The sequence below is a fragment of the Lentzea roselyniae genome (assembly GCF_039537795.1).
GTDB lineage: Bacteria > Actinomycetota > Actinomycetes > Mycobacteriales > Pseudonocardiaceae > Lentzea > Lentzea atacamensis.
Genome location: NZ_BAABBE010000022.1, coordinates 106,305 through 124,795, shown reverse-complemented (window position 1 = coordinate 124,795; position 18,491 = coordinate 106,305). Strand labels below are relative to the sequence as shown.

At 70.2% G+C, this 18,491-nt stretch carries 15 protein-coding genes and 2 pseudogenes; 4 read left to right on the top strand and 13 right to left on the bottom strand.

The features are described 5' to 3' along the window. Position 1: 1 nt before the first annotated feature. Positions 2-2,158 (top strand): LuxR C-terminal-related transcriptional regulator, encoded by a 2,157-nt coding sequence (locus ABFX45_RS32425; protein WP_346134089.1) that lies wholly within the window; start codon positions 2-4, stop codon positions 2,156-2,158. Positions 2,159-2,163: 5 nt separating this feature from the next. Here the strand turns inward: ABFX45_RS32425 and ABFX45_RS32420 are convergent, their stop codons facing one another. The 3 genes from ABFX45_RS32420 to ABFX45_RS32410 form a co-directional block, all read right to left on the bottom strand. Beyond that, entirely contained in the window at positions 2,164-3,621 is a 1,458-nt protein-coding gene (locus ABFX45_RS32420) for a dynamin family protein (protein ID WP_233439370.1), read from the bottom strand. Continuing rightward, positions 3,618-5,438 carry a dynamin family protein gene (locus ABFX45_RS32415; RefSeq protein WP_109634375.1) on the bottom strand — a complete coding sequence of 607 codons (1,821 nt, stop codon included), beginning with the start codon at positions 5,436-5,438 and terminating at the stop codon, positions 3,618-3,620. Before ABFX45_RS32415 ends, ABFX45_RS32420 begins: the two co-directional genes overlap by 4 nt. A 79-nt stretch (positions 5,439-5,517) precedes the next feature. After that, positions 5,518-6,219 (bottom strand): IniB N-terminal domain-containing protein, encoded by a 702-nt coding sequence (locus ABFX45_RS32410; RefSeq protein WP_346134086.1) that lies wholly within the window; start codon positions 6,217-6,219, stop codon positions 5,518-5,520. A gap of 257 nt (positions 6,220-6,476) precedes the next feature. Here ABFX45_RS32410 and ABFX45_RS32405 point away from each other — a divergent pair, with 257 nt between their 5' ends. Next, a complete protein-coding gene (locus tag ABFX45_RS32405) occupies positions 6,477-8,030 on the top strand; it encodes an Hsp70 family protein (protein WP_346134084.1) in 1,554 nt (517 codons plus the stop codon). A gap of 93 nt (positions 8,031-8,123) precedes the next feature. Here the strand turns inward: ABFX45_RS32405 and ABFX45_RS32400 are convergent, their stop codons facing one another. The 8 genes from ABFX45_RS32400 to ABFX45_RS32365 all read right to left on the bottom strand — a co-directional run bounded on the left by ABFX45_RS32400 (position 8,124) and on the right by ABFX45_RS32365 (position 15,960). After that, positions 8,124-8,834, bottom strand: a complete 711-nt coding sequence (locus ABFX45_RS32400) for a class I SAM-dependent methyltransferase (protein ID WP_109634381.1) — start codon at positions 8,832-8,834, stop codon at positions 8,124-8,126. Between the two features lie 31 nt (positions 8,835-8,865). Next, complete coding sequence (mnmA, locus tag ABFX45_RS32395) at positions 8,866-9,948, bottom strand: tRNA 2-thiouridine(34) synthase MnmA (protein WP_346134081.1); 1,083 nt, start codon at positions 9,946-9,948, stop codon at positions 8,866-8,868. Then, positions 9,945-11,114: a cysteine desulfurase family protein gene (locus ABFX45_RS32390; RefSeq protein ID WP_346134079.1), complete on the bottom strand. Its 1,170-nt coding sequence runs from the start codon at positions 11,112-11,114 to the stop codon at positions 9,945-9,947. The genes mnmA and ABFX45_RS32390 overlap by 4 nt, the downstream gene beginning before the upstream one ends. After that, positions 11,114-12,457, bottom strand: coding sequence for an MFS transporter (locus ABFX45_RS32385; protein WP_346134077.1), 1,344 nt, complete (start codon positions 12,455-12,457; stop codon positions 11,114-11,116). The genes ABFX45_RS32390 and ABFX45_RS32385 overlap by 1 nt, the downstream gene beginning before the upstream one ends. After that, a complete protein-coding gene (locus ABFX45_RS32380) occupies positions 12,414-13,286 on the bottom strand; it encodes a lysophospholipid acyltransferase family protein (protein ID WP_346134075.1) in 873 nt (290 codons plus the stop codon). Before ABFX45_RS32380 ends, ABFX45_RS32385 begins: the two co-directional genes overlap by 44 nt. Further along, a complete protein-coding gene (locus ABFX45_RS32375) occupies positions 13,283-14,056 on the bottom strand; it encodes a GNAT family N-acetyltransferase (protein WP_109634392.1) in 774 nt (257 codons plus the stop codon). The genes ABFX45_RS32380 and ABFX45_RS32375 overlap by 4 nt, the downstream gene beginning before the upstream one ends. 145 nt (positions 14,057-14,201) lie before the next feature. Continuing rightward, complete coding sequence (locus ABFX45_RS32370; RefSeq protein WP_109634395.1) at positions 14,202-15,155, bottom strand: electron transfer flavoprotein subunit alpha/FixB family protein; 954 nt, start codon at positions 15,153-15,155, stop codon at positions 14,202-14,204. 22 nt (positions 15,156-15,177) lie between these two features. After that, the gene (locus ABFX45_RS32365; protein ID WP_109634397.1) at positions 15,178-15,960 is read right to left on the bottom strand and encodes an electron transfer flavoprotein subunit beta/FixA family protein; all 783 of its coding nucleotides are present in this window, start codon (positions 15,958-15,960) and stop codon (positions 15,178-15,180) included. A 215-nt stretch (positions 15,961-16,175) separates the two neighbouring features. Between ABFX45_RS32365 and ABFX45_RS32360 the strand changes: the two genes are divergently transcribed. Continuing rightward, complete coding sequence (locus tag ABFX45_RS32360) at positions 16,176-17,018, top strand: DegV family protein (protein WP_109634400.1); 843 nt, start codon at positions 16,176-16,178, stop codon at positions 17,016-17,018. Positions 17,019-17,082: 64 nt separating this feature from the next. Next, on the top strand, positions 17,083-17,232 hold the full coding sequence (locus ABFX45_RS32355; protein ID WP_170154831.1) for a hypothetical protein: 150 nt from the start codon (positions 17,083-17,085) through the stop codon (positions 17,230-17,232). Here the strand turns inward: ABFX45_RS32355 and ABFX45_RS32350 are convergent. Further along, positions 17,229-18,034 (bottom strand): annotated as a pseudogene (locus ABFX45_RS32350) (isocitrate lyase/PEP mutase family protein). The gene ABFX45_RS32355 and the pseudogene ABFX45_RS32350 sit on opposite strands and share 4 nt — an antisense overlap. A 77-nt stretch (positions 18,035-18,111) precedes the next feature. Then, positions 18,112-18,491 (bottom strand): annotated as a pseudogene (locus ABFX45_RS32345) (hypothetical protein); the annotation flags it as partial.

The window sequence follows — 18,491 nt, the reverse complement described above, 5'->3', positions numbered from 1 at the left end:
ATTGCCGTCCGCGGCACAACGGCTCTGCCGGGACGTCGTCGCAGATCCGCACGCACCGCTGGTCGCGGCCGTCGCAGGTCCCGGTGGCTGCGGTAAGACCGCCACGCTGGAAACACTCGCCCGCATCTACCGCGACGCCGGTGTCCCGGTGGCGCGTGAGTACACAGAGGACACTTCCACCGCGCTGCTGGTGGACGACGCGCACGCGCTCGACGACGGGACGCTCGACCGGCTCCGCAGGCTGGCCGTCGCCCGCACGCACCGCCTGGTGGTCGCCTACCGGCCGTGGCCGCGCCCGCCCGCGCTCAGCGCGTTGGGCGCGGTGCTGGGCAGGTGCCGTCTGCCGGTGGTGCTCGGCAGGCTGGACCGAGCCGCAGTGGCCGCCCGCGCGGCGGACGTGCTCGGTCACCCGCCCTGCGACGAACTCACCGACTTCCTGTTCGAGCAGACCAACGGCATTCCGTCACTGGTGGACCGGTTCGTCGCCGCGCTGCACGAGACCGGCAGGCTCGCCGACGGCAGGCTCGTCGGTCAGGAGACGATCCCGGACGGGGTGATCGAACAGTTCCGGCACGACCTCGACTGCCTCGACGAGCAGGTGCGCCAGGTGCTGCTCGCCAAGGCGGCCGGGGTCGGCGTGAGCGCGTGCGAGGGCGCGTTCGCGACCGGTCTGCTCACCGACGCCGGAGACCTCGTCCCACTGGCGCGTCAGGCCATTCTGAGCCTCACTGCGGCCGCACCCACCCCGCTGATGCCGGCCCGTCAGGCGGAAGCCGCGGCGCTCGCGGGTGATCTCGACACCGCACTGCGCTTCACCGACCAGGTGATCGGCGATCCGCGAGCGCCCGACCGTCCGCGCGCGGTCATGGTCGCGGCGGCGGTGCTGGCGCGCAGGGGCATGCTGGCACGTGGCGTGGATCTCTACCGATGGCTGGGCGCACCGGCGCTGGGCGAGCACGCCCTGGTGATGGTTCCCGCGTTGCTCGGCGTCGGCGCGCTCTCTGAGGCGCAGCACGTGCTCGCCTCCGCGGTCACCGGACCGACGCTGCTCGCCGGTGCCCAGCACCTGACGGCGCAGGGGCTTCTCGACACGATCACCAGCACCCCCGCCGCCGCGCTGTCCCGGCTGGCCCGTGCCGCCGCACTGCTCGAACCGGTGGGACAGACCGCTCTGCTCACCGACGACCCGGCGGCACTGACCGCTGTCGTGGCGCTCCACTGCGGAGAGTTCTCGATCGGCGAGTCGGTGCTGAGCGGACATCTCTCGCCCCGGCATCAGCTGTTGCGGGCCTGGATCGTCATGCGCCAGGGCAACCTCGCCGCGGCACGCGCCCTGCTCGACGCCTGCGACCTGCTCGAACCACGAGACGAGCTGTTCGCCGCCGCGCTGGCCGCCGCGATCGCCCGGCATGCCGGTGACGTAGTGGCGCTGACCCACTCGTGGGCCCGTGCACGGGAAGCCGTGCTGCACCACACCACGGACCTCTACGTGCTGCTGCCGTTGGGAGAACTGGCGATCGCCGCGGCCCGCGTCGGCGAGCCCGCGTGGCTGGCCGCGCACCTCGCCGATGCCGACCAGCTGCTCGACGACCTGGGCCGCCCGGCGTTCTGGGCGGCGCCGCTGCACTGGGCTCGCCTGCAGGCGGCCATCGTCGCCGAGTCACCGCAGGAGGCCGGCCAGCACGCCACCGCTCTGGCCCGGTTCGCGGGCAGCCACCCCGCGCTGGCCGACGCGGCACGAGCGTGGCTGCGCGTGCTGGCAGGCGACATCGACGTCGCGGTGGTCGAGCGGGCGTCCCGCGGTTTGTGGGCGGCCGGACAGTCCTGGGAGGGTGCGCGGCTGGCCGGGCAGGCCGCGATCCGCTGCCGCGACCGGGCCGCGATGAGCTCGCTGCTGGCGCTCGCGCGTGAGCTGACCTCTGTGGACACACCCGCGCAGACCCAGGTGGCGACCGAACTTCTCGGCACGCCGCTCAGCGGCCGTGAGCGCGAGGTGGCGGAGCTGGTCGTGAGCGGTCTGACGTACAAACAGATCGGCGAACGACTGTTCATCTCCGCCAAGACCGTCGAACACCACGTGGCGAAGATGCGCCGCCGCCTCGGTTGCGCGACCCGCAGCGAGCTCTTCACCCAGCTCCGCACCCTGCTGACGGCCTGATGCCGTCAGTCAGCGAACTCTGCCAGCAGGCCCTCGCAGCTGCGGATCACGATGCGGGACGCGTCGGTCAGCGCCAGGCTGGACAGCGGGTTCTCGAGGCGCCGTCGCCACCGGCTCAGTGCGTCCAGCGCGGCGTTGCGCTGCTCGGCCGTGGTGGCGTGCACACCGAGACCCAGCCTGGTCGTCGAACCCACGCCCAGCCCGCCGAGCAACCTCTCGGCCTCGGCGAGCACGTCGGCGGGGAGCTTCACCGAGCCCAGCCGCAACGAGCTGAGCAGCCGCAGCTCGGCGAACTCGTGCGCACCCGCCACGATCCGTTCCACCTCGACGACCAGCGCCTGCGTCTCCGGCCGGACCGCTCTGCTGAGCACCACGTCCAGCGCGAGCAGTGCGGACCGCGCCTTCAACAGCTCGGCACGAGCGGTGAACTGCGCGGTGAGCACCTCGCGCAGCTCGTCGAGGCCGCTGCGCCGCACCAGTTCGGCGGCGAGCTTCGGCGCGCCGTCGAAACCCTGCCGCACCAACGTGACGGCCAGCCGGACACCGCTCAGTCCGAACCGGTGCAACAGGTCGACGCAGACGTCCGGTTCCAGCCCGTCGTAGCGCGCGAACCGGTCGGCGGAGAGCAGCGCGGCCTCGACATCGGCCCGCCGCGCCCGCACGAGCTCGAGGAATGCCGCGAACTCGGCCTGCCGCATCGTCCTGCCCGCCTGCGCCAGCAAACCGGACACCGGCACGACGGTCTGACACAACGACCGCAGCTTCTCGTCGGCGCCGTACCGGCGTGCGATGCGCCGCGCGGACATCAACGCGTCGACCCGGCCCGCTCCGATCTCGTCCGCCCGCGACAGCACCGCGATGGTGTTCACCGGCGTCGCACGAGCGATGCCCCGGTCGTAGAACGACTCCAGGAACCGCACGTTGCTCGAGTGCAGGTGCCGCATCAGGTAGATCACCGCGTCGGCCTCCGCCGGCTCCTCGTCACCGGACAGGAAGCCGGCCGTGCGTGCCGAGATCTCCGCGGAGATCGACTGCAGGCCCGGCGTGTCGATCAGGGTCATGGTGCGCAGGTGCTGTGACGGCCAGTCGACGACCACGCGGTCAACCCGGTCCGTGCCCAGGTCCATGCGCAACGCACCGTCACGCCGGTCGATCGGCAGCTGCCGGGGCGGGGCGTCCGACGGATGCAACGTGACCCGCGGTGTCTCGGCGGCGCGGTACCAGGTGACGGCGCGGGTGCACTCGCCCGCGTCGGTGGCCGCGATCTCCTCGCCGACCAACGCGTTCAGCAACGTCGACTTGCCCGCCTTGACCTGCCCCGCGATCGCGACGCGCAGCGGCTCGTTCATCCGGTCCAGATGCCGTTGCAGGTACGCCACCATGTCTGGGCAGTCCCGATACGCCTTGATCGCCCGGCGCATCACGGCACGCACGGACGCGCCGAGTCCCGAAGTCGTGTTCAACGCGCCACCTCGCTCAGCACGAGCTGCGGTCCCGCCGTCAGATCACGCGCGCGATCCTCCAGCGCGGCGATGCGGGCGAGTTCGGCCTGCAGGTCCGCGATCGCGCGTTTGCACTCCTCCTTGTTGGCCCGCAACGCGTTCTGCGCCGCCTGCAACGAGTCGTTCACCGACCGCTGCAGCTCCTCGGCGTGACCGGTGAAGTGGTTGCGCAACGTGCGCTGAACCTCGCGGAGCATGTCCCTGGACTCCTTGCCCAGCTGGAAAACGACGTCGTCCAGGTGCCGGCGGACCGCGCTCTTGGCCTCCATCTGCCGCCGCTGCACCAATCTCTTGCGTTCCTCGCGCACCGTGCGGCCGCCCAGCAGCAGGCCTGCGGCGATCGAGAACGGGTTCAGCAGCGCCATCCCCACCAGCGTGCCCGCCATGCCGAACATCAGCGTGCCGCCGTAACCGCCGCGCATGCCCAGGATGAGCTTGTTGCCCAGCTTCAGCTTCTCGTTGCGCGGCATCACGATGGCATCGATGGAGCCGGTCATCCTGGCGAAGTCGACGTCACGCAGGTCCGGCAGCACCTTGTCGCCGTCCTCGGCGAAGTGGTCGGCCACCTGGTCGGCGAGCCAGCGTCCCCGGTCCATCGCCCACACGAAGTTCGCTGACGCGGCACCGGAGACCTGCTGCTGCAGCCAGGCGGCGAACTGATCCTCCATCGCGACGGGATCGGCCTGGTCGATCTCGCGTTCGGCGTCGCGGCCGATCTGCCGCATCCTGTCGCGCAAGTCGTACTCGATGTCCGAGATCAGATCCGCGATGCCGTCGCTCAGCGTCTGCTGCCAGCGCGCCGACCGTTCCCGCAGCCGATCGGCCCGCAGCTGCGCCAGCTCCAGCTCGCGGATCAGCTCGGCGGAGGCGTCACCGCCCTGGTAGGCCGAGAGCTGTGCCCGCATGGTGGTCGTCAGTTGCTCGGTGACCGCCAGCACGTCCTGCGCCGCGGCGCGGCACGCGAGCTGGTCGGCCTGGCCGGCTATCCGGTCGCGCAAGTGCCCGATCAGCACGGGAAAACCGGACTCGGTGTTGAGCATGTGGTCGTTGGTGCGGACCGCGTGCAGCCGCAGCGTCGACGAGACGGGCACGATCTCCGCCTCCAGCTCGGCGTTGGCGAGGTGCCGGCGGTCGATCTCGGCGATGCGCCGCCAGTGCGGGTAGAGGTCGATCTTCGTCAACGCGCAGATGATGTTCGGGCACACCTGCGCGGCGTGCCGGAGGAAGTCCAGTTCGGGCGCGGTGAACTCCGAGCCCGCGTCCGAGACGAACACCACCGCGTCGGCCAGCGGCAACGCGGCGATGGTCGCCGCACCGCGCATGGAAGCGAGCCCGCCGACGCTCGGCGTGTCCACCACGACCAGCCCACCGGCCAGCAACGTGCGGGGGACACCCACCTCGGCGTAGCTGACACCGCGCCGGTTGCCGGGGTCGCAGACGTAGTCCGCGAGCCGGTCGACCGGGACGGGCTTGCTCTCGGCCGGCGCCTCACCGCCGTACTCGTGCACGACCACGGCCGCGGGCTCCTCCCCGTAGCGCACGATGGTGGGAACCGTGGTGGCGATGTCGTCGTCGATCGGGCACACGGACGCGTTGAGCAGCGCGTTGACCAAATGGCTCTTGCCTTGCTTGAACTCTCCGACCACGAGCACCCGGACGCCGTCCTCGGTCAGCCTGCGCCGAGTCTGGCGCAGGCGGGCGCCGAAGTCCGCGCGACCGTAGGCGAGTGCCGCCTGGAGCGCGAGGTCGACGACCTCGATCGCTGCGGGAACCGACAAGTGCTACTCCCTCACAGAATCCTTCTCGTGGGCTCCGGTACCCGGCCCAGGCGTGACACCTGGACCGGGCGGTGGTGCCCTACAGGTGCAGGCCGTTGAGCAGGTCGACGTCGTTGTGGCTCAACAGGTCGACGTCGTTCAACGTGTCGTCGACGTTCACCAGGCCGTGCTGGTCGGTGTGGTCGATGCCGACGTTGTGCTCGTGCTCCTCGCGGTACGAGGCGTCGATCGTGGTGTGGGAATGCTGGTGGGTCACCTCATGTGAATCAGATTCGGAATTGTTGCCGGAGTTCCCGGTGACGTCGCCCTGACCGAAGTTCTGCAGATCCGCGTCGCCGGTGGCGGTGGCGTTGGCATCACCGTCGACGACCGTGCTGTCGTTCGCGTTGATGGTGTCGTTGTCGTTGGTGGTGTCGTTGTCGTTGACGTAGTCGTTGTCGAAGGACTGGTTCACGTCCCCCTGGGTCCAGATGGTCTGGTGCACCGAATAATCCACGTGCGTGTCGTGGCTGTCGGTGTAGGAATAGTTGTTCACGATGTGGTCGATCTGCCGGATCGCGATGTCGAAGTGGTCCTCGCCCGGTTGTGGCGACGGCAGCGGGCCGCCCGTGCCGCTCACCAGGACGTTGTCCACCACCAGCGGCAACGCGTCGTGCACGTCCTGCCCGCAGACCTCGTCGAACCCGTGATCGCGCAGGGCCTGCTGGGGGTCTGCCTTGAACTGCTCCTGAGCCACCGGGTCCCGGAGCAGGTTGAGAATGAATTCCAGCAGGCTGGTCATGGCGTTTGCCTTCTCCTCTAGGTCACTGATCGCTTCGAATGCACGCCGAACTCCGCGCTCGACCGCACGAACGCTAGGACCGCGGCAGAAGCTTGCCATCGGTGATCGCTCCGAATTCCACGGGAGGCCGCTGGGGGATGCCGAACATACCGCGCCACCCGAATGAGTGACGGGGATCGGGGTGGCAAGATAGGGGAAATAGGGGATTGCAGTTCCCGCCGGAAATGTTGCTAATGTTGCGCGCTGTGGTCTATCAATTGGGTGTTGACCTGGGCACGACGTTCACCGCCGCCGCCGTGCACCGGACGTCCACATCCGCCGAGGTTGTGGCACTGAGTCCCCGGTCGGCGTCGGTCGCCTCGGTTCTGTACCTCGGCGAGGACTCCGGCGTGCTCGTCGGGGAGGCGGCGGAACGCCGTGCGGTGACGGACCCGGAGCGGGTGATCCGCGAGTTCAAGCGCCGGATCGGCGACCCGACCCCGCTGATGGTGGCCGGTAGCCCCCAGCACGCACACGAGCTCACCGGCTTCCTGGCGCGCTGGGTCGTCGAACGGGTGACCGAACGCGAGGGCGCGGCACCGGACCGGATCGCGATCACCCATCCCGCCGGATGGGGCCCGCACAAGATGGCCCTGCTCACCGAAGGGCTGCGCGCCGCCGGCCTGGACGACGTCGTGTTCCTCACCGAACCGGAAGCGGCCGCCGTGCACTACGCCTCGGCGCAACGCATCGAGCCCGGCGGCACGATCGCCGTCTACGACCTGGGTGGCGGCACGTTCGACGCCGCCGTCCTGCGTCGCACCGAGTGCGCGGGGTTCGAGCTGCTCGGCCGTCCCGAAGGCATTGAACGGCTGGGCGGCATCGACTTCGACGAGGTCGTGTTCGACCACGTCCGCGCGAGCATCACCGACGTCGTGGACGAGTTGGACCCGGAGGACCCGGTCACGGTCGCCGCGGTCGCCCGGTTGCGCAGGGACTGCACCGAGGCCAAGGAGGCGTTGTCCACCGACACCGAGGTCACCATTCCGGTGCTGCTGCCCGGAACGCGCGCACAGATCCGGCTGGTGCGCGGTGAGTTCGAGGCGATGATCCGGCCCGCTCTGGACGACACGGTCGAGGCACTGCGCCGCACCGTGCGCTCGGCAGGGCTGGAACCGGAAGACCTGGCCGCGGTGCTGCTCGTCGGCGGCTCGTCCCGCATCCCGCTGGTGGCACAGCTGATCTCGATGGAACTGGGCCGCCCGGTCGCCGTGGACACCGACCAGAGCACGTCCGTGGCGACCGGCGCCGCGCTGGCCGCGTTCGACGCACGCCCCGTGCTCACGCGCACCGACCCGCCGACCCGCCCCGTGGTGACGACCGCGCCGCTGTCCGCTCCCCGCCAACGCGGCCGCAAGCGCCCCAAGATCATCGTCGGGGCGACCGGCATAATGGCCATCGGCGTCGCCGCGCTGGCCGCCGTGACCTGGGCGGATCGTTCGACCGGCACCACCACCACGGGCGAACCGAACCAGACCGCGACCGTCCCCAACGCCCCGGCAGAGCTGAACGTTCGCGCGACCGTGCCGCAGAACCCGGCCACGTCGCCGAGCCGCACCTCCTCGAGCGCGCCCACGACCACCCCGGCTTCGGCGTCCAAACCCACCACGACCACGGCGACCACCACCGCGATGCCCCGCATCGAGCCGCCGACGCCCGTCGTCGAGCCACCGGTGACCACGACGTTCTCGCCGCCACCGCCGTCCGTCACCAGCAGCATCGAAACCCCGCCCCCGCCGGACCCGCCGAGCACGCGACCGCCGGCGCCGTGACCGCCGCTGTCCTTTGTGGAGCTGGGGGTGCGAGCCGGAACGCCGGCCGGAGGTTCACGCTCGGCAGGGCGGTCGGCCTCCCCAGCTGCCGCGTCACCAGCTCCGAGTGGCGGCCACGGTGACGATCGACCTGGTGCGGTCGGTGATCGGGCCGCGCGTCCAGCCGCCGTACTGCCCCTCGATCATGAAGCCGGCCTCGGCGAGAAACCCGTTCAGCTCATCGACCTCGAGGAACCGCAACGAGGCCCGGTCGCACCTGAGCAGATCGCCGTCATGGGAGGTCGACTCGGTGAACGTCACCACGCCGTTCTCGACCGTCTCGACCTCGTAGCTCACCAGGAGGTCGTCGATCTCGAAGGTCGCGTCCCGCCACGCGTCCCACTCACGGGCGGCGGGATTTCGTGTGTCGAACGCGAACCGCGCTCCGGGTCGCAGCGCTTTCCTGATGGCGCGCAACGAGTTCCGCAGCTCGTCGTCGGTCACGAAGCACTGGAACGCGTTGCTGGACATGACCGCGAGATCGAATTCCGCCTCCCAGCGGGCGTCCTCGGCCTTCGCCAGCACCCACTCGACGTCGGTGCGCCGGCGTGCCCGGTCCAGCGACGGGTCGTGCGGGTCGAGGCCGACGAGACGCCCGGCATGGCCGCGCTCCCGCGCCGCGATCAGCATCTGGCCCGTGCCACAACCGACGTCGAGCACGTCGCGCGCCTCGTCGACCAAGGGGTCGTAGAAGTCGGCGTCCGCACCCTTCCACGGGTTCAGCCTGTCGTAGAGCGCGGCGTTGTCGGCGTCGGTGAACGTCACACCGCGGACGCTACCGAGAGCGACAACCGGATCAGCTGGTCGCGTCGATCGTCGCGCTGGCCAGCACCACGTCGCCCGCCGCGTCCTCGCGGTAGATCGCCACGGCCTGCCCCGGAGCCACACCCTTGAGCGGCTCCCGCAGCTGCACCCTCAGCATCCCGTCGACCAGCTCGGCGACCGCCGGCGCCGTACCGCCGTGCGCCCGCACCTGGGCGACGCACTCGACCGGCCCGTCCAGCTCCACGTGCGCGATCGGGTTCGACGCGGCGATCCCGGTCACCGCGAGCTTCTCGACCGAGCCCACGCGGACGTTGCCGGACACCGGCTCCAGCGCCAGGACGTAGCGAGGACGGCCGTCTGGCGCGGGGCCGTCGATTCCCAGGCCCTTGCGCTGGCCCACGGTGAACTCGTGCACGCCCGCGTGCCGGCCGAGCACCGCGCCCGTCTCGTCGTCGATCAGCAGGCCCGGCTTGGTCTCCATGCGGCCGGCGAGGAACTTCTGCGTGTCGCCGTCCGGGATGAAGCAGATGTCGTGACTGTCCGGCTTCTTCGCGACCGAGAGACCGCGCGCCGCGGCCTCCTCGCGAACGAGCTCCTTCGTGGTGTCCCCCAACGGGAACATCGCGTGCGCGAGCTGGTCCGCGGTCAGCGACGCCAGGACGTAGGACTGGTCCTTGCCCAGGTCGGCGGAGCGACGCAGCTCTGGCCGGCCGTCCACGACGGCGAGCCGTGCGTAGTGGCCGGTGCAGACGGCGTCGAAGCCCAGCGCGATCGCCTTGTCCAGCAACGCCTCGAACTTGATCCGCTCGTTGCAGCGCAGGCACGGGTTCGGTGTGCGGCCCGCCGCGTACTCCGCGACGAAGTCCTCCACGACCTCCTCGGTGAAGCGCTCGGCGAAGTCCCAGACGTAGAACGGGATGCCCATCAGGTCGGCCGCGCGGCGGGCGTCGTGGGCGTCTTCGATCGTGCAGCAGCCGCGGGCGCCCGTGCGCAGCGTGCCGGGCTTGGCCGACAACGCCAGGTGCACGCCCGTCACGTCGTGTCCCGCTTCGACGGCGCGTGCCGCCGCCACCGCGGAGTCGACACCACCGCTCATCGCCGCGAGGACCTTCACTGCTTGACCACCTTCCGGGAACGCCTCATGCCTGCCAAACCTGCCGTACGCGCGCGCTCGACCACCGGGCCGATGACCGACGCGAGTTTTTCAACGTCCGCGCGCGTCGACGTATGCCCGAGCGAGAACCGCAACGAACCGCGCGCCAGGGACGGCTCCACACCCATCGCCAGCAGCACGTGCGAAGGCTGCGCCACACCCGCCGTGCACGCGGAACCCGTCGAGCACTCGACACCGCGCGCGTCCAGCAGCATCAGCAGACTGTCGCCCTCGCAGCCGGGGAACGTCAGGTGCGCGTTGCCGGGCAGCCGGTCGTCCGGGTCGCCGTTGACGATCACGTCCGGCACCACCGCGCGCACCGACGAGATCAACTCCTCGCGCAGTGCGGTGAGCTCACGCGCGCGCTGCTCCTGTTCGTCCACCGCGATCCGCACGGCCCGCGCGAGGCCGACGATCGACGGCACGTCCAGCGTGCCGGACCGCACGTCCCGCTCCTGGCCGCCGCCGTGCAACAACGGCGCGCACTTCACGTCGCGCGCCAGCAGCAGCACGCCGACGCCGTACGGGCCGCCGACCTTGTGGCCGGTCATGGTCAGCGCGGAGGCGCCGGAAGCAGCGAAGTCGACCGGGACAGCGCCCACGGCCTGCACCGCGTCCGTGTGGAACGGCACACCACGCTCAGCACAGACGCGAGCGATGCCGTGCACCGGGTTGATGGTGCCGACCTCGTTGTTCGCCCACATCGTCGTGACGAGCGCTACGTCGTCGTCCAGGGCCCCGGCGACCGACTCCGCGGACACCCGGCCGAAGCGGTCCGTCGGCAGCCAGGTGACCTCGGCGCCCTGCCGCTCCAGCCACTCGACGGCGTCCAGCACCGCGTGGTGCTCGACGGCCGAGGCCAGGACACGACGCTTGCCGCTCGCCCAGTAGATGCCCTTGACCGCGAGGTTGTCGCTCTCCGTGCCGCCACCGGTGAACAGCACCTCGGACGGCCGGGCGCCCAGGGCGTCGGCGATGGTCTCGCGGGCCTCTTCGATCGCACGCCGCGCCCGCCTGCCGGAGGTGTGCAGCGACGAGGCGTTGCCCGTGGTGGACAACGCCTCGGTCATGGCCGCGACCGCCTCGGGGTGCATCGGGGTCGTGGCAGCGTGGTCGAGATAAGCCATCAGGGCTCAAGGGTAGCCCGCATGCGTGGCCCGGTCAGAATCGCTCCCACCACGGCCAACGCCGCCATCGACAGGTTCAGCACCACCACGCCCGCGGTCGGCGCGGTCGCCACCACCAGCACACCGCCGATGCCGATCATGGTCGCCGCGAAGAGCATGTCCGAGATCTGCAGTGCGGCGGAGTTGAAACCGCGGTCCTCCTCCGGAGACGCCGCCATCATCAGCACGCCGACGCTGGAGGTCGCCATGCCCATGCCCGCGCCCGCGAGGGCCCACAGGACCGGCGTCAGCCAGGCAGGGCCCCACGACGGTGCGATGAGCGTCACGGCCGCCATGCCCGTCGCGGTGAACAGGAAGCCGACCCGCACCAACGTGTAGCGCTGGATCTCCGGGTGCCGCGACGCCCACATCGACGCGCTGGCCCAGCCGAGCGCGCTCAGCGTCAGCGGGATGCCCGCCTCCAGGGGCGAGTAGCCGTGCACGACGGTCAGCGTGAGCGGGATGAAGCCCTCGACCGCGAAGAACGTGCCGGCCAGCAGGCCGCGCGCGAGGATCGTGACGGGCAGACCGCGCCGGGCGAGCAGGGTGCCCTTCGGCAGCAGGATGCGCAGTGCGGGCGCCAGCAGCAGCAACGCCACCGCGAGCAGCCACCACGTGCGGTGCTGCAACGCCCAGCTCAGGCTCGCCACACCGACACCGACCGCCACCGCGGCGAGCGGCAGGTACTTGCGCTGCGGCGGGACCGCGTCGTGCCGAGGCAGGCCCTTGAGCACCGGCACGAGCAGCACGCTGCCGATCAGCACCAGCGGCACGATCGCGAGGAACACCAGCCGCCAGCTCAGGTGCTCGGTCGCCCAGCCCGCGACCGCCGGGCCCACCAGCGACGGCACCACCCACGCCGCGGACAGCGCGCCGAACACGGCGGGCCGGTCGCTCTCGGGATAGGCGAGCGCGATCAGCACGTAGATTGCGACGATGAGGAAGCCAGCGCCGAAGCCCTGCAGCGCGCGGCCGACGAGCAGCACGGTCATGGTCTCGGCGAGCCCGGCGACGACCAGCCCGGCGAGGAACAGCACCACGCCGATCAGCACCGCGGGTTTCGGTCCGCGCCGGTCGGAGAGCCGTCCGGAGAAGACCGTGGCGATGACGCTCGCCGCGAGGTTCGCGAGGAACGGCCACGCGTACAGCGTTTCGCCCTTGAGCTCGCGGACCATGGTGGGCATCGCCGTGCCGACGCCCATCACCTCGAAGGCGAGGAGCGTGACCAGCAGGAGGATGCCCGTCGTGGGCCAGCGGCGGTCAGGCGACCAGAGGCGAGACGGTGCGGGCGCGGTGAGAGTCACCCGTTGATGGTGCTATCTCCAGTTCGGTCGAGGTCAAGCGGTTTGCTTGTTCCTCGGCAAGTTTCGCGAGCTCCTTGCGGTTCGCCGCGCGGCCGGGAGCGATCTCGTCGAGCACGTGGACCTCGACGACCAGGCCTTTCATCCTGAGCACGCGCCGGATGGAGTCGATCAGCGTGTCGCTGCCCACGAACGCCGGCTGCGTCGTCAGGTGATCGCCGATCCGGTAGCGCAGCACGATCGGCCGCACCGGCACACCGGCGTCGAGCGCGGCCTGGAACAGCGCGGGCTTGTAGCGCCCGGACGCGAGCCCGCACCACGTCGTGCCCTCGGCGTGGATGCCGACAGCGCTGCCGCTCCGCAATGTCGCGGTCAGTTCGCTGACGGTCCGCGGCAGCTCCCGCAGCTTCTCGCGGTCCAGGTAGACGGTGCCCGCCGCCGTGATGATCCGGCCGAGGACCGGCCAGCTCTTGAGGTCCTTCTTGGCGACGATCCGGATCGGCTGCACCGAGTCGATCGCGAGCTCGTCCAGCCAGGACACGTGGTTGCTCGCCACGAGCACGCCGCGTTCCGGCATCGCCTGGAACTTCCTGGCACCGTGGACCTGGAGCTTGACGCCGAACGCGCGCAGGACGGCGTGGAACCACAGGCGAATCGCGCTCTCCCGCTGTTTGCGCGGCAGCAGGAGCGCGATCGCGATCGCCGCGCCGCACAGGATCGCGGCGACAGCGGTGAAAGCACGCCAGGCCTGTCTGATCGGGCTGACGTGGTGCGCAGACGTGCTGACGCAGCCGTCACCGCAGGGCGACGTGGGCATCCAGGCGTGACTCATGCCGTCTCCCCCAGGAAGAACTTGAGGTAGCGCTGGTCCACGTGGTCCATGCCGAGCAGGATGAAGAGGTCCGCGACCCCGAAGTCGGCGTCGAGCGCGGGCCGGCCGCAGACCCACGCACCGAGGCGCAGATAGCCCTTCAGCAGCGGCGGCAGCGCGGTCTTGCCAGGCCGCGCGATCCGGTCGACGTCCCACGGGTTGTGCGGCGTGACGCGGTACTGCTCTGGCGCGTAGTGCTTGGCGTGCACGGTGTCCCACACCCCGGCGGCAAAGCTGCCGCCGTCCTGCAGCGGGATGGACGCGCACCCGACGAGCCACTTGTGCCCGCTCAGCAGCATGTACCGCGCGATGCCCGCCCACACGAGGCTGACGACGGCGCCGTTGCGGTGGTCGGGGTGCACGCAGGAGCGCCCGGTCTCGACCGTGGTGTGCCGGATGTCCTTCAGGTTGGCGAGGTCGAACTCGCCGTCGCTGTAGAGCCGGCCGGCTTCCTTCGCGCGCTCGGGCGGCAGCATGCGGTAGCCGCCGACGATCTCGCCGGTGCGGTCGTCGCGGACGACGAGGTGGTCGCAGTGCTCGTCGAACTCGTCGACGTCGTGACCGGGCACGCTGGTGTGCAGCGTCGCCCCCATCTCGCCGGCGAACACCTCGTGGCGCAGTCTCTGCGCGGCGACGACCTCGGCGCTGTCGCGGGCGACGAGGAGGGAATAGCGAGGAGCGTTCCCGTCCTGCTGGACAGGGGTGCTGACAAGCAGTTCCGGCTGCGTCATGCGAACCAGGGTGAAGCCGGGTCGGCGAATGACAGCAGGTCAGAACGATGACCGGTCAGTGGCAGTCGGGTTAACCACCGGTAGTCCCGTTAACGCGAACGGGCCGCCCCGTGAATGAACGGGACGGCCCGTCGAGCGGCAGTGCTCAGCCCTTGCGCTTCTTGACCTCTTCTGTCAGCTGCGGCGCGACGTTGAACAGGTCGCCCACGACACCGAAGTCGGCGATCTCGAAGATCGGGGCCTCGGGGTCCTTGTTGACCGCGACGATCGTCTTCGAGGTCTGCATGCCCGCACGGTGCTGGATGGCACCGGAGATACCCAGCGCCACGTACAGCTGCGGCGAGACCGTCTTACCGGTCTGGCCGACCTGGAACTGGTGCGGGTAGTAGCCGGAGTCGACCGCGGCGCGCGAGGCACCGACGGCGGCACCGAGCGAGTCGGCCAGCTCCTCGACGACGGAGAACTTCTCCGCCGAGCCGACGCCACGGCCACCGGAGACGACGACCGAGGCCTCGGTGAGCTCCGGGCGGTCGCCACCGACGACGGCCTCGCGCGAGGTCACGCGGGCGGCCTTCGCGGTGTCCACGGAGATGGAGACCGACTCGTCCAGCACGGCGTCCGCGGCCGACTCCTCGGCCTCGACGCCGCCGGGGCGGACGCTGATGATCGGGGTGCCCTTGCTGACCTTCGCCTTGACGACGAACGCGCCACCGAAGATGGACTGCACACCGGTGCCGTCGGCCTCGACGTCCACGACGTCGACCAGCCAGCCGGAGTCGATGCGCACAGCGAGACGGCCAGCGACCTCCTTGCCCTCGACGGTCGCGGAGACGAGCACCGCGGACGCGTTCGGGGCGAGGGCGGCCAGGGCGTCGACCTTCGGCGTCACCAGGAAGTTGACGGCGTCGTCTGACTCGACGGCGTAGACCTTCGCGGCGCCGTAGCGGCCGAGCGACTCGCGGATCTTCGACGCGGTGCCGGGCGCGCCCACGACCACGGCGGCCGGCGTGCCGAGACGACGCGCCGCCGTCAGCAGCTCGTAGCTGACCTTCTTGACCTCGCCGTCGACGTGGTCGACCAGGACCAGGACTTCAGACATTCTTCTTCCCTCCCAATCCTTCTCAGATGAGCTTCTGGCCGACGAGGAACTCGGCGATCTTCGCGCCGCCGTCGCCACCGTCCTCGACGCGCTGACCCGCGCTGCGCGGCGGCTTCGGGGCCGCCTCGAGCACCTGGGTCCACGCACCGGACAGGCCGACCTCGGACGCGTCGACGCCCAGGTCCGCCACGGTGACCGTGGAGACGGGCTTCTTCTTCGCGGCCATGATGCCCTTGAAGGACGGGTAACGCGGCTCGTTGATCTTCTCGGTCACGCTGACGACGGCCGGGAGCGACGCCTCGAGGAACGCGACGCCCTCGTCGGTCTCGCGCTCGCCCTTGATCGTCGTGCCCTCGACGGTGACCTTGCGCAGCTGGGTGACCTGCGGCAGACCGAGCAGCTCGGCGACCATGGCCGGGACAGCGCCCGCGCGGCCGTCGGTCGCCTCGTTGCCGGCGATGACCAGGTCGACGTTCTCGACCGTGCCGATCGCCTTCGCGAGGACCTTCGCCGTGGCCAGCGAATCCGAGCCGTGCAGCGCCTCGTCGCTCACATGGATCGCCTTGTCGGCACCCATGGACAGCGCCTTGCGGATGGCGTCGGTGGCGCGGTCGGGGCCCATCGCGATGACGGTGACCTCACCGCCGTGCGCTTCCTGCAGCTGCAGCGCCTCTTCGACGGCGCGCTCGTTGATCTCGTCGAGCACGGCATCCGCGGATTCGCGGTCAAGGGTGTGGTCGGCGTCGGTGAGCTTGCGCTCGGACCAGGTGTCAGGCACCTGCTTGACCAGGACAACAATGTTCATAGGTCCTCTTCGACCTCCTGCGGACGGGCGGCGACGCTTACGCAGAGGACTGTAGGACTGCGCCGCCGGGTGTTCACGACCCTGCCATCACCCGGATGTTACCCGCCAGTAGCACCCCTGCAAACGGCAGCAAGCACCCCGCAAGCGTGACGGTTATCACCCGTTAACGCCACCTTTTGAGACCTAACCCATTCGGGCGACTAAACTGCGCGGACATGTACCGGCGAGTAGCAGTTGTGACCGATTCCACGGCCTGCCTCCCGGCGCAGATGACTGATCAACTCGGGATCGAGGTCGTCCAGATCCAGGTGCGGATCGGCGACCACACCGATGACGAGTCCCGCATCCCGGTCCCCGAGCTGGTTTCGGCCATGCGTTCGAACGTGCCGGTGGCGACGATCCCGCCCGACCCCGGCGCGTTCTTCTGGACGTACAACGAACTGGCCGCGCAGGGCGTGCGCTCGATCGTGTCCGTGCACGTGTCGAGCCGCCAGTCCGCGACCGTCGAGGCCGCCCGCACCGCGGCCGCCCAGGTGCGCGTGCCCGTGCACGTCGTCGACACCCACACCTGCGGGATGAGCATCGGCTACGCCGTCCAGGCCGCCGCGAAGATCGCGGAAGCGGGTGGCAGCGCGGAGAGAGTGCTCACGACCGCCCAGCGCCGGTTCGACAGGTCCACCGAGCTGATCTACGTGGACACGCTCGAGTACCTGCGCCGCGGCGGCCGCATCGGTGCCGCCGCCGCGCTGGTCGGCTCCGCGCTGTCGATGAAGCCGCTGCTGACCATGGCCGACGGCCAGATCACGCCGCTGGACCGCGTGATGGGCGCCGACCGCGCGCTCAACCGGATGCTGGACATCGCGATCAAGCGCGCGGGCACGGAGACCGTGGACGTGGCGGTCGAGCACTTCGACGCCGAGGAGAAGGCCTCCCGGCTGCTGCGCAAGCTCCGCCGCGGCGTGCCCAACGTCCGCCAGTTCATGTTGACGCAGGTCAGCTCGGCGATCGGCGCCCACGTGGGCCCCGGTGCGCTGGGCATCACAGTTTCGCCGGTCTGATCATCGGGAACTCGGAGTGCTGTTCCGTCCGTTGAACTGGACGTAACGGACCCCGGGAGGACCGATGGCCTCGTTCATGGACAAGATCACCAGGTTCCTGCGCAGTCCGCAGGGCCAGCGACTGAAGACCAAGGCACGCCAGGTGGCCAACGACCCGCGCAAGCGCGCGCAGGCCGAACAGCTGCTGCGCAAGTTCCGCGGCAAGAAGCACTAGTTGCCGAAGAGGGCGTTCAGCTCGCCGTACTCGATGCCACCTTCAGCACTGCTGTAGGTGCCCTTCGTCAACACTTCCAGCGCCACCTTCCTGGCCGCCGCGTAGGCGATCTCCGGAAGCGCGGTGCCGACGCTGATCCTGGCCGCGCCCGCGCCCGCCAGTTCGCCCACCGCGGGCGCACCAGGGCCGGCCAGCACGTTGAGCGGCGCGTCGATGCCGTTCGCCAGCTCCCGCACGATGCCCAGGTCGGTCACACCGGGCACGAAGATGCCGCTCGCCCCCGCCTCGAGGTACGTCCTGGCGCGGTCGAGGGTGACCTGCAGGCGGTCCGCCGGGTCGCCGACCCCGCGCAGATACACGTCGATCCTGGCGTTGATGTAGAGCTCCGGGGCGCTTCCCTGGCCGCCGCAAGACGTTCCTTCTGCTCCTGCGCGTCACGCACGGACCCTTCGTGCCCGTCTTCGATGTTGACGCCGGACGCGCCCGCCTCGCTGACGGCCCGCACGGTCTCGCCGACCTCGTCCGCGTTCTTGCCGAAGCCGGACTCGATGTCCGCGGTCACCGGAACCCTGACCGCCTTCGCGATCCTCGCGACGAGGTCGATCGCGAGGTCGCGGCTCAGCGCGTCGCCGTCCGGGGCGCCGAGACTCCACGCCACACCGGCGCTCGTGGTGGCGACGGCCTTGGCACCGGCAGCTTCGACGATGAGGGCGGAGGCGACGTCCCAGGCGTTGGGGAGGGTGAGCGGGCCCGGCTGGTGAAGGGCGTGGAAGAGCTGCGTGCGGTCGGTGCTGGAAGTCATGATCGAAGTGATATCAGCGGACACCGATACAAGTCCGGCGAATTTCGGACATGAACCGATGATTTTCGGACGCCGGGCTAGTTGCTGCCCGCCTTGCGACGCACCTCTTCGAACGTCCGGAGGTAGCGCTGCCGGAAGTCTTCGCGCTCCACCCACGTCGTGTGTTCCATCGGCTGGGGTGCGGCGGGTGGTGGCAACGTGGCTTCGACGATCGCTTCCGGCGCGGGTTCCGGCTCGGGCTCCTCGACAGCCTCAGAACTGTCGGTGCTCGCCGCTACGATCGATTCGGGGGCTTCGATTTTCCCCAAGGGGGGCGCGAAGTCCCCATCCCGATCGTATCCGTCAGCACCGACAATCTCGGGCTCCTCGACAACCTCAGGCTCTGCCTGGGCGACCGGCTCCGGTTCCACAACCGGCTCTCGCTCCGCGACCGGCCCTCGCTCCGTGACCGGCTCCA